We start from the raw sequence: 12,113 nt of genomic DNA, 5'->3' as shown, positions 1-12,113 counted from the left end.
TAGGGTGGCCCTCGTGACCGACGGCCCCTCCTCGCCCGAGCCCCTCGCCCCCGCCACCCGGCTCGTCGCCCTCGGGCGCGAGCCGGCCTCCCCGGGAGCGCAGGTCGGCGCGCCGCTCGTGCTCACCTCGACCTACCACGCCGACGGCGCGGTCAGCTACGGCCGCGGCGGCAACCCGACGTGGTCGGCCCTCGAGGAGGCCCTCGGCTCGCTCGAGGGCGGCGACGCCCTCGTCCTCGCCTCCGGGATGGCCGCCGTGTCCGCCGCGTTCTCGCTCCTCCCCCACGGCGGCACCGTCGTCGTCCCGGACGCCGCCTACAACGGCGTGATGGCGACCGTCGGCGACCTCGAGGCCGAGGGCGCCGCGACGGTCCGCCGGGTCGACCTCACCGACACCGCGGCGGTCGTCGCCGCCCTCGAGGGCGCCGACCTGCTCTGGCTGGAGTCGCCGACCAACCCCCTCCTCGAGGTCGCCGAGGTCGCGACCCTCGCCGCCGCCGCCCGCGAGCGCGGGGTGCTGACGGTCGTCGACAACACCTTCGCGACGCCGCTCCTCCAGCGGCCGCTCGAGGACGGCGCCGACGTCGTCGTGCACTCGGTCACCAAGTACCTCGCCGGCCACAGCGACGTCCTCCTCGGCGCCGTCGTCACGGCGCCCACCGAGGCCGGCCGCGCCCTCCACGACCGCCTGCACCGGTACCGGCGCCTGCGGGGCGCCATCGCCGGGCCGATGGAGTCCTGGCTCGCGCTGCGCGGGATGCGCACCCTGCACCTGCGCCTCGAGCGGGCCTGTGCGAGCGCGGTCGAGCTCGCGCGCCGGCTCGAGGGCCACCCGGCCGTCACCCGCGTCCGCTACCCCGGCTTCGGCGCGATCGTCAGCATCGAGGTCGTCGGCGGGGCCGACGGCGCCGAGCGCGTCTCGGCCGCCACGCGGCTCTGGGTGCACGCGACGAGCCTCGGCGGCGTCGAGAGCCTCCTCGAGCGACGCAAGCGCCAGCCCGACGAGCCCCTCAAGGTCCCCGACGAGCTGCTGCGGCTCTCGGTCGGCGTCGAGGACGTCGACGACCTGTGGCGCGACCTCGCGGCCGCCCTGGAGCACGCAGCGGGCTGACCCCGCGGGTGCCGCTGCGGCTCAGGCGGTCTCGGCCTTGCGGGGCCGCGAGAGCAGGGCGGCGACGACCTCCTGCGCGGTCCGACCGTGCCGGATCATCGCGTCGACCTGCTCGATGATCGGCACGTCGACGCCGTGCGCCCCGGCGAGCTCGAGGATCGAGGTGCAGGACTTGACCCCCTCGGCGGTCTGCCGGGTCAGCGCGACGACCTCGTCGACGGCCATCCCCTGCCCGAGCCGGACGCCGAAGGAGTGGTTGCGCGACAGCGGCGACATGCACGTCGCGATGAGGTCCCCGACCCCGGCGAGGCCCGCGAAGGTCACGGCCTCGCCGCCGAGCGCGGTCCCGAGGCGCATCGTCTCGGCGAGGCCGCGGGTGATGATCGAGGCCTTGGAGTTGTCGCCCATCCCGAGGCCCTCGGCCATCCCGACGGCGAGGGCGATGACGTTCTTGACGGCCCCGGCGATCTCGGTGCCGACGACGTCGGAGCCGGTGTACGGGCGGAAGTACGGTGCGGCACAGGCCGCGGCCACGCGCTCGGCCATCTCCTCGCTCCGGCTCGCGACGACGGACGCGGCGGGCTGCTTGGCCGCGATCTCGCGCGCGAGGTTGGGACCGGAGACGACGACGACCCGGTCGGGGTCCACGCCCCCGACCTCGGCGACGACCTCCGACATCCGCCGGGTCGTGCCGAGCTCGACGCCCTTCATGAGCGAGACGACCGCGGCGTCGCCCGGCAGCACGTGCCCCCAGGCGGTGAGGTTGTCGCGCAGGGTCTGCGAGGGCACCGCGAGAACGACGACGTCCGCGCCGTCCGCGGCCTCCGCCGGGTCGGTCGTCGCGCGGACGGTGCCCGGCAGGCGCAGCTCGGGGAGGTAGTCGCGGTTGACGCCCTCGTTGACCTGCGCGACGACCTCGGGACGCCGGCCCCACATCGTCACCGGGGTCCCGGCATCGGCGAGGACGGCCGCGAAGGCGGTGCCCCAGCTCCCGGTGCCGTAGACGGCCGCTCGGCTCATGACGCCTCCTCGATCGGTCGGGGTCGGCCGGTCGGGGTGACGCGGGCCCGTCGGGGGTCGAAGCGCTCGGCGGGCGCGGGCTCGCCCCGCAGCACCTCGAGCTCGGTGGTGATGGCGGCCATGATCCGGCGGGTCGCCTCGGCGAGCACGTCGGCCGTCACCGGCAGGTCGTAGAGGTCCGCGAGGTCGACCGGGCGGCCGGCCCGCACCCGCATGACGGGGCGCGGCAGGAGCCGCGGCACCCGCGCGTACGGCGCGAGCATCTCCTGCGGCCCCCAGACCGCGACGGGGACGACGGGGCACCGGGTCTCGAGGGCGACGCGGGCCGCGCCGGTCTTCCCGCGCATCGGCCAGAGGCCGGGGTCGCGGGTGAGCGTGCCCTCCGGGTAGATGGCGACGCACTTGTTCGCGCGGACCGCGGCGACCGCGGCGCGGTAGGCGTCGACCGCGCTGCCCGACTCGCGGTGCACCGGGATCTGGTCGGCCGAGCGCAGCACCGCCCCGACGACCGGGACGCGGAAGACCTCGTCCTTGCCGAGGAAGCGCGGCGAGTACCCCTGGTCGACGAGGAAGTGCGCGAAGGCGAGCGGGTCGACGTGCGAGACGTGGTTGGGGCACACGACCCAGCCGCCCGTGGTCGGCAGGTGCTCGACCCCCTCCCAGCGGCGGCGCGTCAGCGCCCGGAGGACCGGCCGGAGGACGGCGATGGCGAACCGGTACCCGAAGGGACGCGAGCTGTCGGTCGGGGTGGTCACCTGTGGCCTTCCGGGGTGGGGGTCACCGCATTCTGGTCCGCGGTGCAGGTGATGTCGAGCGTGCCACGGCGGGGTGTCAGGATCGGCACGTGCCCTCGCCCCCACCCCTCGCGGTCGTCGTCCCCGTCAAGGGCGGCCCGCTCGCGAAGTCGCGCCTGCCACTGCCGCGCGAGGACCGGATGGCCCTCGCCGACGCCTTCGCCCGCGACACCGTCGCCGCGGCCGCGTCCCTGCCCGGCGTCCGCGTGCTCGTCGTCACCGGCGACCCCGTCGTGGCGGCCTGGGCCGCGGTCGTCGCCCAGGTCGTGCCGGACCCCGGCGGGGGGCTGGACGCCGCGGTGCGGGCCGGGGTCGCGGCGGCCCGCGGCACGGGCGCCCGCCGCGCCGTCGTGCTGCTCGGGGACCACCCGGCGCTCACCGGCACCGAGCTCGCCGCCACGCTCGAGCGGACGGGCCGGCTCCCCCGGGCCGTCGTCCCCGACGCCGACGGCACCGGCACGGCGCTGCTGGACCTCGCGCTCGACGACGGGCCGGCCCCGACGCGCTTCGGGGCGGGGAGCGCTGCCGCGCACGCCGACCTCGGCTGGGAGACGGTCCGGGTGCCCGCCGCGGGCCTGCGGACCGACGTCGACGACGCCGCGTCGCTGGCCGACGCCGTCGCGCTCGGGGTGGGTGCGCACACCGCCGAGGCCCTGGCTCGCGCTACCCTGCCGGGCGTGCAGGCCACCATCCACCGGGTCCCGGACGAGACGGGCGGCAGCGCGCTGCTCGACGACGGCCGCGAGGTCGAGGTGCCGATCGCCGCGCTCGTCGACAGCGGTCTCCTGCACCTGCGCAGCGGCCAGCGGGTGAGCATCGAGCTCGACGCCGACGGCCTCGTCGCCACGCGGGCCTGGATCGTCGGCATCGGGCCGGGCGAGACCATCCACTGACGGCCCCGCCCGACCCGGCGCGTCAGCGCTTGGCGGCCTTCTTGGCCGGGGCCTTCTTCGCGGTCGTCTTCTTCGCGGTCGTCGCCTTGCTCGCCGTCGCCTTCGTGGCGGTCTTCTTCGCGGGGGCGGCCTTGGTGGCGGTCTTCTTCGCCGGTGCCTTCTTCGCGGCGGTCTTCGCCGGGGTCGCCTTCGTCGCGACCTTCTTCGCGGCGGTCTTCGCCGGGGTCGCCTTGGTCGCGACCTTCTTCGCCGCGGTCTTCGCCGGGGTCGCCTTGGTCGCGACCTTCTTCGCCGCCGTCTTCGCCGGCGCCGTCGCCTTGGTCGCGGTCTTCTTCGCCGCGGCCTTGGCCGGCGCCGCCTTGGTCGCCGTCTTCTTCGCGGTCGTGGCCTTGGTCGCCGACTTCTTGGCGGCCGTCTTCTTGGCCGGGGCCGCCGCCGCGGCGCCCGCGCTGCCGGCCGCGGCGCGCCCCGTCGCCGGGCCGCCCTTGGGCAGCGAGCTCGGCTTGCGGACGTAGTCCTTGAAGGCGGTGCCCGGGCGGAAGCGCGGCGCCTTGCTCTTGGGGATGCGCACCGAGGTGCCGGTGTGCGGGTTGCGGCCGGTGCGCGCGGCGCGCTCCGCCCGGTCGAACGTGCCGAAGCCGGTGATCGCGACCTTGCCGCCCCGGGTGACCTCACGGACGATCGTGTCGAGCACGGTGTCCAGCGCGTCGTTCGCGAGCTTGCGGCTGCCGAGGGCCTTCTCGAGCTCCTTGACGATGTCTGCCTTGTTCACGGTGGATCCTCCATCGGTCGGCGCGAGGCGGCCGCCTCGACGCTGGGACGTGGGGCCGGGGCTCGCCGACCTTGTGGACGACGGTATGCCTGCCGGAGAGGCACGTCCACCACTGTCGCGGCGTGTTCTGGTTGCGCGACAGAGGCTTTGGCGTCGCCGCCGGCGTCACAGCAGCCCCACGCACACCAGCGCGGCACCCCCGAGGGGATGCCGCGCCGCTGTGTTCCTGCCCGGAAACGGTTGTGGGAGAGGGACTTCGTCAGGCGGTGACGCTCGGCTTCCACGCCGGACGAATTGCCTCGTACGCCGTGATGTCCTCTTCGTGCCGCAGCGAGAGGCTGATGTCGTCCAGGCCCTCGAGCAGGCGCCAGCGGGTGTAGTCGTCGACCTCGAAGGGGGCGACGAGGTCACCGGCGGCGACGGTGCGCGACTCGAGGTCGACCGTCACGGAGGTGCCGGGCTCGTTCTCCAGCAGCTTCCAGAGCAGCTCGACGTCGTCCTGCGAGCACTGCGCGGTGAGCAGGCCCTGCTTGCCGCTGTTGCCCCGGAAGATGTCCGCGAAGCGCGAGGAGATGACGACCCGGAAGCCGTAGTCCATCAGCGCCCACACCGCGTGCTCGCGCGAGGAGCCGGTGCCGAAGTCGGGGCCGGCGACGAGGACCGACCCCGCGGCGAAGGTCGGGTCGTTGAGCACGAAGGTCTCGTCGCCCCGCCAGGCGGCGAAGAGCCCGTCCTCGAACCCGGTGCGCGTCACCCGCTTGAGGTAGACGGCCGGGATGATCTGGTCGGTGTCGACGTTGCTGCGGCGCAGCGGGACGCCGATACCGGTGTGCGACGTGAACTTCTCCATCAGGCGTTCGCCTCCACGGGCTCGAGGTCGGCAGGGCTCGACAGGGTGCCGCGGACCGCGGTGGCGGCCGCGACGAGCGGGCTGACCAGGTGGGTCCGGCCCCCCTTGCCCTGTCGCCCCTCGAAGTTGCGGTTCGAGGTCGACGCGCTGCGCTCCCCCGGCGCGAGCTGGTCGGGGTTCATCCCGAGGCACATCGAGCACCCGGGCAGGCGCCACTCGGCGCCGGCCGCGGTGAAGACCTCGTGCAGGCCCTCGGCCTCGGCCTGGACGCGGACACGGGCGGAGCCGGGGACGACGAGCATCCGCACACCGTCGGCGACGTGGCGACCCTCGATGACCTCGGCCGCGGCGCGCAGGTCCTCGATCCGGCCGTTGGTGCAGGAGCCGACGAAGACGGTGTCGACGTGGATCTCGCGCAGCGGGGTCCCGGCCTCGAGGCCCATGTACTCGAGCGCCCGGCGCGCGGCGACCTTGTCGTTGTCGTCGCCCATCGACTCGGGGTCGGGCACGGCCTCACCGAGGGGGCTGCCCTGACCGGGGTTGGTGCCCCAGGTGACGAAGGGGGTGAGGGAGGCGGCGTCGAGCGTGACCTCGGTGTCGAACTCGGCGTCGTCGTCGCTGCGCAGCTCGCGCCAGGCCTCGACGGCGGCGTCCCAGTCGGCGCCGGTCGGTGCGTGGTCACGGCCGCGGACGTACTCGAAGGTCGTCTCGTCGGGGGCGATCATCCCGGCGCGCGCGCCGGCCTCGATCGACATGTTGCACACGGTCATCCGGGCCTCCATCGAGAGGGCGCGGATGGCGCTGCCCCGGTACTCGATGACGTGGCCCTGGCCGCCGCCCGTGCCGATCTTCGCGATGACGGCGAGGACGATGTCCTTGGCGGTCACGCCGGGCGAGAGCTCGCCCTCGACGGTCACGGCCATCGTCCGGAACGGCTTGAGCGGCAAGGTCTGCGTCGCGAGGACGTGCTCGACCTCGGAGGTGCCGATGCCGAAGGCCAGCGCCCCGAAGGCCCCGTGCGTCGAGGTGTGGCTGTCGCCGCACACGATCGTCATCCCCGGCTGGGTCAGGCCCAGCTGCGGGCCGACCACGTGGACGATGCCCTGCTCGGCGTCGCCCATCGGGTAGAGCGTGACGCCGAACTCCTCGCAGTTGCGGCGCAGCGTCTCGACCTGGGTGCGGCTCACCGGGTCGGTGATCGGGCCCGGGGTCGTCGGGACGTTGTGGTCCTCGGTCGCCAGGGTGAGGTCGGGGCGGCGGACCGGCCGGCCGGCGAGGCGGAGCCCGTCGAAGGCCTGAGGGCTCGTCACCTCGTGGAGGAGGTGGAGGTCGATGTAGAGGAGGTCGGGCTCCCCGTCGCCCCGTCGCACGACGTGCTGCTCCCACACCTTCTCGGCCAGCGTTCCGGCCATCCCACTCACCTCTCGTCCACGTGACCGCGGCGGTCGGCCGCGGGGTCGTCGGCGGCGGACGCGGCACCGCGCCGTCGCCGTCGTCCCGAGATTCGCACGGTGATGTCACGGATGGACTTGCGTCTCATCCGATGAGATAGCAATATCAAGACATGGACAACAGCAGTGGGGTCGGAGTGCTCGACAAGGCAGCCGTCGTGCTGTCCGCCCTCGAGGCCGGCCCGTCGACGCTCGCCCAGCTCGTGACGGCCACCGGCCTGGCCCGCCCGACGGCGCACCGGCTCGCCGTCGCCCTCGAGCACCACCGGCTCGTGACGCGCGACCTGCAGGGACGCTTCGTCCTCGGCCCGCGTCTCGGCGAGCTCGCGGCCGCCGCCGGCGAGGACCGCCTCCTCGCCGCCGCCGGTCCGGTCCTCGGCGCGCTGCGCGACCACACGAACGAGTCGGCGCAGCTCTTCCGCCGCCAGGGCGAGTACCGGGTGTGCGTCTCGGCCGCCGAGCGCCCCGTCGGCCTGCGCGACTCCATCCCGATCGGCGCCACCCTCTCGATGCGCGCCGGCTCGGCCGCGCAGATCCTCCTCGCGTGGGAGGAGCCCGACCGACTGCACCGCGGCCTCCAGGGCGCGGCCTTCACGGCGACGGCCCTCTCCGGGGTCCGGCGCCGGGGCTGGGCGCAGAGCGTCGGCGAGCGCGAGCCCGGCGTGGCGTCGGTCTCGGCCCCCGTCCGCTCCCCGAGCGGGCGGGTCATCGCGGCGGTCTCGATCTCGGGACCCATCGAGCGCCTCTCGCGCCAGCCCGGCCGCCTGCACGCCGCCACGGTCATGGCCGGCGCGAACAAGCTGAGCGAGGTCCTCGCGCGGCACGCCGCGCAGCAGGAGGTCCAGAACAACGCCTGACCGGTGGGGCTCGCCGGCCGCCACGCAACACGGATGTCACACGCGGCGCGCGCCGGGGCAACATGCCGCGAGCAGGCTGGGCGCACCGTCCATCGCAGGAGGAGCGCCCGTGACCCCGACCGCCGCCTCGCGCATCGCCCGTGACCGCACCCGGCTGCTCGCCTTCCCGCGCCCGGACCGGCCGGCGCTGGTCGTCGGCGGTGGCAGCGTCGCGGCCCGGCGCGCGGCGGCGCTGACCCGGGCCCGGACGCCGGTCATCGTCTTCGCACCGACCCTGTGCGACGACGTCTTCGACCTGCTCGCCGAGCGGCTCGTCATCTGGGAGAACCGCTGGCCCACGCTCGAGGACCTGCGCTCGGCGTGGCTCGTCCACGCGGCGACCGGCGACGCCCGGCTCGACGCCCGGGTGTGCGCGCTCGCCGCGAGCGCCCGGGTCACGGTCGCCTGAGGCCTCAGGACAGCCGGCTGCCGAGCCGCTGGCGGGCCGTCTCACCGCGCCGACCCAGCGGGAGGACTCCGGCGATCGACGCGAGCCCGAGCGGCTTCGGACCCGCGTACGCGCTCTCGGCACCGTGCGGCGTCACCTCGTAGGTCTCGTGCCAGATGGTGACGGCGCCGGGGTCCTTCGTCGCGACGGCGTAGAACTCGGTCCACGCCGGCCGGTGCAGGTGGTCGGCGGCGTTCGCGTAGGCGTAGAGGTCCTCGGTGCTGCGCCACCACTGGACCATCGTCGTCGCCATGAGGTGCACGGTCGAGCGGCTGCCGAGGTAACCGAGCGACTCCTCCTCGCCGCGGGCGGCCGCGGCCTTGTTGCGCTCGAGCTCGGTGATCATCCGCGGCATCGCGCTCGCGGCCTGGCGCACGATGCCGACCCGCCAGGGGCGGTGGACGCGCAGGCCGATGAGGAAGACGGTGAGGGGGCCGTCGTAGGCGTGGGTCATGCGATCCATGGGACGCTCCTGACTGGATAGTGACGCTGTCCGGTGACACCATGGTGGAGAGTGGCACTATCCGGTGTCAAGAGGGAAGGAGCGGGAGTGCGCATCTCGGAGCTGGCGGAGCGGACCGGCGTGCCGGTGCACACGCTGAAGTTCTACCTCCGGGAGGGCGTGCTGCCGCCGGGCCGGGCGACGAGCCGGACCTCGGCCGACTACGGCGACGAGCACGTCGAGCGGGTCCGGCTGGTCCGGGCGCTCGTCGAGCACGGCGGCGTCGGCCTCAGGGGTGTGCGCGCGATCGTCGGCGCCCTGGAGTCCCCTCCCCCGTCCCGTCACGACCTGCTCGGCGCGGCCGCGGCCGTCATCCCGACACCTGCCCCCCGCGGCCCGGTCGACCCCGAGATCACGGGGCTGCTCGAGGAGCTCGGCTGGTGCACGTGGTCGGGCGCACCCGCCCTCACCGCGCTCGGCGACGCGGTGGCGGCGGCCCGGGCGGCCGGCGTCCCGCTGGACGCAGCGACCCTGCGGCGGTACGCCGCGGGGATGACCGTGGTCGCCGAGGCCGACGTCGACCTCGCCCTCGCGGCGCAGGACCCGGCCGAGGCGATGCGCACCGTCGTCGTCGGGACCGTGCTCGGCGATCCCGTGCTCGTCGCGCTGCGACGGCTCGCCCAAGAGGCGGTGAGCAGCCGGCGTCAGGCGGCCGCCGACGCGCGCGAGGACGCCTGAGACGCAGCCCCGTCGACACACGACGAAGGCCCGGTCCTGGTGGACCGGGCCTTCGCTCGATGTAGCCCCGACGGGATTCGAACCCGCGCTACCGCCTTGAGAGGGCGGCGTGCTAGGCCACTACACAACGGGGCCTCGGTGTCGTCCGGACCACCGCGAGGCGGGCCGGGCAACGAGGAGAAACCTTACCGAACGGGAGGGCTTTCTCCGAAATCGCCTCCGGCCGAAGCCGGGGGCGATGGCTGGGGTACCAGGACTCGAACCTAGAACGGATGAACCAGAATCACCAGTGTTGCCAATTACACCATACCCCATGGGGTATGCCGTCCGATGTCCCGCGAGCGGGCCGACCGAGCGGCGAACCGAGAGAGAACACTACCGGGCCTCCTCCCCCGACCCAAATCGCGGGGCTCACACCCCCCGCAGACCGGCGATCTCGCGCAGCGAACGCACCACCGGCACACCGTGCTGCGCGGCGAGCAGCCGCTCCCGCTCCCCCGGCTCGCCGTCGCGGACGAGCCACGCCGCGGGCATCCCGGCACCGACGGCGCCGAGGGGGTCGGTGGTCAGCTCGTCGCCGACGTACCCGGTCCGGGACGGGTCGGCCCCGAGCCGCCGCGCGGCTTCGTGGAAGGCGCGGGCATCCGGCTTGCCGAAACCGAGGGTGTCGCGGCTGCAGACGACGTCGAAGAGGTCCTCCAGCCCCGCGGCCACCAGCTTGGCCTGCGTGTAGTCACCCGCCGAGTTGGTGAGCACGCCCACCAGCACGCCCTGCTCCCGCAGCGCCCCGACCGCCGGCCGGACGTCGTCGAAGGCCTCGAGCGCGACGAGGAAGGCCGGCTCGTAGGCCTCGTCGAACGGCGCCGACCACTCGCCGTCCGGCTGCCCGAGCCACACCGCGAGCTCGCCGAGGCGGGCCCGGCGCATCTGCGCGAAGTCGGTCTCGCCGCGCGTGTACGCGGCGAAGTGCCCCTGCGGGTCGTCACGGAAGCGCACCCCGGCCGCCGCGAGCCGCTCGGGGTCGGCGTCCGGCCAGACGCGGGTCGCCGCCGCCGCGCCGGCCCGGTGCATCGCCGTGCGGGTGTCGTAGAGCGTGTCGTCGGCGTCGAGGAGGACGGCCTCGACGCCGAGGCCGTCCCACGCGGCGGTCACAGCGTCGCGCGCAGCGCCGCGAGGCGGGCGAGCGTCGAGTCCTTGCCGAGGATCTCCATCGACTCGAACAGCGGCGGGCTGACGCGCTGCCCCGAGACCGCCGTGCGCAGCGGCCCGAAGGCGAACTTCGGCTTGAGGCCGAGGCCCTCGACGAGCGCGGACCGCAACGCGGCCTCGATCGCCTCGGCGCGCCAGGTGCGCTCGGCACCGAGCGGCCCGCCCCGCTCGTCCGGCACGTCCGCCAGCGCGGCCGACGCGGCGTCGAGCGTCGCGGCGGCGTCGTCCTTGAGCTGGGCGCGCGCGTCGTCCGCGACGACGACGGCGTCGTCGGCGACGTAGAACGGCGCGACGAGCGCGGTCGCCTCGGTGAGGTGGGCGATGCGGGTCTGGACGAGCTCGGCGACGAGCTCCAGGCGCGCGAGCTCGGCGAGCGAGGGGCTCTCGCCGAGGACGCCGTCTCGCACGAGGTAGGGCAGGAGGCGGGAGGCGAAGTCGCCGAGCGAGAGCGCGCGGATGTGGACGCCGTTGAGCCAGTCGAGCTTCTTGAGATCGAAGATCGGGCCGACGGGATTGACGAGCGACCAGTCGAAGCGCTGCGCGAACTCCTCGAAGGTGAAGAACTCGACGTCGTTGCCCTCGGCGTCCTGGGCCGGCGGGTACGCGAGCAGGCCGAGGAAGTTGACGAGCGCCTCGGGCAGGTAGCCCTCCTCCTGGAACCACGTGAGGCGCGCCTCGGGGTTCTTGCGCTTGCTGATCTTGCTCTTGTTCTCGTTGCGCAGCAGCGGCATGTGCGCGAACCGCGGCGGCTCGAGCCCCAGGCGGCGGTAGAGCAGGACGTGCTTCGGGGTCGAGCTGACCCACTCCTCGCCGCGCACGACGTGGGTGATGCCCATCTCGTGGTCGTCGACGACGACGGCGAGGTGGTAGGTCGGGAACCCGTCGGCCTTGAGGATGACCTGGTCGTCGGGGCGCGGGGCGGTCATCCGGCCGCGGATGAGGTCGTCGAACTCGAGCTCGACGTCGTCCGGGACGAGGAGTCGCACGACGGGCGTCTCGGAGAAGCCGGGCAGCGCGCGCCGCTCCTCCTCGCTCTTGCCGAGGCAGAGGCGGTCGTAGCCGGTCGGCTGCTTGAGGCGCTGCTGCTCCTCGCGCATCGCGGCGAGGCGCTCGGTCGAGCACCAGCAGAGGTAGGCGTGGCCGTCGGCGAGCAGCCGGTCGACGTAGGGGCGGTAGGTCGTCAGCCGCTCGCTCTGGCGGTACGGCGCGCACGGGCCGCCGACGTCCGGGCCCTCGTCCCAGGTGAGGCCGAGCCAGCGCAGCGTGTCGAAGACCTGCTGCTCGGAGTCCTCGCGGAAGCGCGTCCGGTCGGTGTCCTCGATGCGCAGGAGGAACCGGCCCCCCTGCTGGCGCGCGAAGGCGAGGTTGAAGAGGGACATGTACGCCGTGCCGACGTGCGGGTCGCCCGTCGGGGACGGGGCGACGCGGAGGCGGACGGGACCGGGGAGGTCGCCGGCCGGCGGGGCTGCGGGGGTGTGCTCGCTCATGA

Annotated in this window: 13 protein-coding genes and 2 tRNA genes; 5 read left to right on the top strand and 10 right to left on the bottom strand. The window is 74.5% G+C overall.

All coding sequences use genetic code 11. From position 1 onward, the window contains the following. The first annotated feature begins 4 nt into the window (after positions 1-4). Positions 5-1,111 (top strand): trans-sulfuration enzyme family protein, encoded by a 1,107-nt coding sequence (locus tag IG69_RS0109525; protein WP_084696709.1) that lies wholly within the window; start codon positions 5-7, stop codon positions 1,109-1,111. A gap of 21 nt (positions 1,112-1,132) precedes the next feature. Here the strand turns inward: IG69_RS0109525 and IG69_RS0109520 are convergent, their stop codons facing one another. Both IG69_RS0109520 and IG69_RS0109515 read right to left on the bottom strand, forming a co-directional pair. Further along, the gene (locus tag IG69_RS0109520; RefSeq protein WP_030527930.1) at positions 1,133-2,131 is read right to left on the bottom strand and encodes an NAD(P)H-dependent glycerol-3-phosphate dehydrogenase; all 999 of its coding nucleotides are present in this window, start codon (positions 2,129-2,131) and stop codon (positions 1,133-1,135) included. Next, the gene (locus IG69_RS0109515; protein WP_051750400.1) at positions 2,128-2,886 is read right to left on the bottom strand and encodes a lysophospholipid acyltransferase family protein; all 759 of its coding nucleotides are present in this window, start codon (positions 2,884-2,886) and stop codon (positions 2,128-2,130) included. Before IG69_RS0109515 ends, IG69_RS0109520 begins: the two co-directional genes overlap by 4 nt. Before the next feature lie 89 nt (positions 2,887-2,975). Here IG69_RS0109515 and cofC point away from each other — a divergent pair, with 89 nt between their 5' ends. Next, positions 2,976-3,818: a 2-phospho-L-lactate guanylyltransferase gene (cofC, locus tag IG69_RS0109510; protein WP_084696708.1), complete on the top strand. Its 843-nt coding sequence runs from the start codon at positions 2,976-2,978 to the stop codon at positions 3,816-3,818. Positions 3,819-3,840: 22 nt separating this feature from the next. Here the strand turns inward: cofC and IG69_RS0109505 are convergent, their stop codons facing one another. From IG69_RS0109505 to leuC, 3 genes are all read right to left on the bottom strand, one after another. Beyond that, positions 3,841-4,590, bottom strand: coding sequence for an HU family DNA-binding protein (locus tag IG69_RS0109505; RefSeq protein WP_030527927.1), 750 nt, complete (start codon positions 4,588-4,590; stop codon positions 3,841-3,843). 259 nt (positions 4,591-4,849) lie between these two features. After that, entirely contained in the window at positions 4,850-5,440 is a 591-nt protein-coding gene (gene leuD, locus IG69_RS0109500) for a 3-isopropylmalate dehydratase small subunit (protein ID WP_030527926.1), read from the bottom strand. Then, positions 5,440-6,852 (bottom strand): 3-isopropylmalate dehydratase large subunit, encoded by a 1,413-nt coding sequence (gene leuC / locus IG69_RS0109495; protein WP_030527925.1) that lies wholly within the window; start codon positions 6,850-6,852, stop codon positions 5,440-5,442. The genes leuD and leuC overlap by 1 nt, the downstream gene beginning before the upstream one ends. A gap of 152 nt (positions 6,853-7,004) precedes the next feature. On the opposite strand from leuC, the gene IG69_RS0109490 reads away from it, so the two are divergent. Both IG69_RS0109490 and IG69_RS0109485 read left to right on the top strand, forming a co-directional pair. Then, positions 7,005-7,748: an IclR family transcriptional regulator gene (locus IG69_RS0109490; RefSeq protein WP_030527924.1), complete on the top strand. Its 744-nt coding sequence runs from the start codon at positions 7,005-7,007 to the stop codon at positions 7,746-7,748. A 109-nt stretch (positions 7,749-7,857) separates the two neighbouring features. Continuing rightward, a complete protein-coding gene (locus IG69_RS0109485) occupies positions 7,858-8,196 on the top strand; it encodes an NAD(P)-dependent oxidoreductase (protein ID WP_030527923.1) in 339 nt (112 codons plus the stop codon). Between the two features lie 4 nt (positions 8,197-8,200). Here IG69_RS0109485 and IG69_RS0109480 read toward each other — a convergent pair whose 3' ends face one another. After that, positions 8,201-8,698 carry a monooxygenase family protein gene (locus tag IG69_RS0109480; RefSeq protein WP_030527922.1) on the bottom strand — a complete coding sequence of 166 codons (498 nt, stop codon included), beginning with the start codon at positions 8,696-8,698 and terminating at the stop codon, positions 8,201-8,203. A gap of 87 nt (positions 8,699-8,785) precedes the next feature. Here IG69_RS0109480 and IG69_RS0109475 point away from each other — a divergent pair, with 87 nt between their 5' ends. Continuing rightward, positions 8,786-9,415, top strand: coding sequence for a MerR family transcriptional regulator (locus tag IG69_RS0109475; RefSeq protein ID WP_030527921.1), 630 nt, complete (start codon positions 8,786-8,788; stop codon positions 9,413-9,415). Positions 9,416-9,477: 62 nt separating this feature from the next. Here the strand turns inward: IG69_RS0109475 and IG69_RS0109470 are convergent. From IG69_RS0109470 to gltX, 4 genes are all read right to left on the bottom strand, one after another. Further along, positions 9,478-9,550: transfer RNA gene (locus IG69_RS0109470), tRNA-Glu, on the bottom strand. Between the two features lie 104 nt (positions 9,551-9,654). Further along, positions 9,655-9,729 (bottom strand) — tRNA-Gln (locus IG69_RS0109465). Between the two features lie 97 nt (positions 9,730-9,826). Continuing rightward, the gene (locus tag IG69_RS0109460) at positions 9,827-10,567 is read right to left on the bottom strand and encodes an HAD family hydrolase (protein WP_030527920.1); all 741 of its coding nucleotides are present in this window, start codon (positions 10,565-10,567) and stop codon (positions 9,827-9,829) included. Further along, the gene (gene gltX, locus IG69_RS0109455) at positions 10,564-12,111 is read right to left on the bottom strand and encodes a glutamate--tRNA ligase (RefSeq protein ID WP_030527919.1); all 1,548 of its coding nucleotides are present in this window, start codon (positions 12,109-12,111) and stop codon (positions 10,564-10,566) included. Before gltX ends, IG69_RS0109460 begins: the two co-directional genes overlap by 4 nt. Positions 12,112-12,113 lie beyond the last annotated feature (2 nt).

It is taken from the genome of Phycicoccus jejuensis (genome assembly GCF_000720925.1).
Classification (GTDB): domain Bacteria; phylum Actinomycetota; class Actinomycetes; order Actinomycetales; family Dermatophilaceae; genus Phycicoccus; species Phycicoccus jejuensis.
Note: the sequence above shows the minus strand (reverse complement) of the source record. Positions and strands in the feature narration are given on the sequence as shown.

Bases quoted from the DNA above. Each gene is read 5' to 3' on its own strand.
- IG69_RS0109520 (WP_030527930.1), bottom strand. From the start codon at position 2,131: ATGAGCCGAGCGGCCGTCTACGGCACCGGGAGCTGGGGCACCGCCTTC.
- leuD (WP_030527926.1), bottom strand. From the start codon at position 5,440: ATGGAGAAGTTCACGTCGCACACCGGTATCGGCGTCCCGCTGCGCCGC.
- leuC (WP_030527925.1), bottom strand. From the start codon at position 6,852: ATGGCCGGAACGCTGGCCGAGAAGGTGTGGGAGCAGCACGTCGTGCGA.
- IG69_RS0109490 (WP_030527924.1), top strand. From the start codon at position 7,005: ATGGACAACAGCAGTGGGGTCGGAGTGCTCGACAAGGCAGCCGTCGTG.
- IG69_RS0109480 (WP_030527922.1), bottom strand. From the start codon at position 8,698: ATGGATCGCATGACCCACGCCTACGACGGCCCCCTCACCGTCTTCCTC.
- gltX (WP_030527919.1), bottom strand. From the start codon at position 12,111: ATGAGCGAGCACACCCCCGCAGCCCCGCCGGCCGGCGACCTCCCCGGT.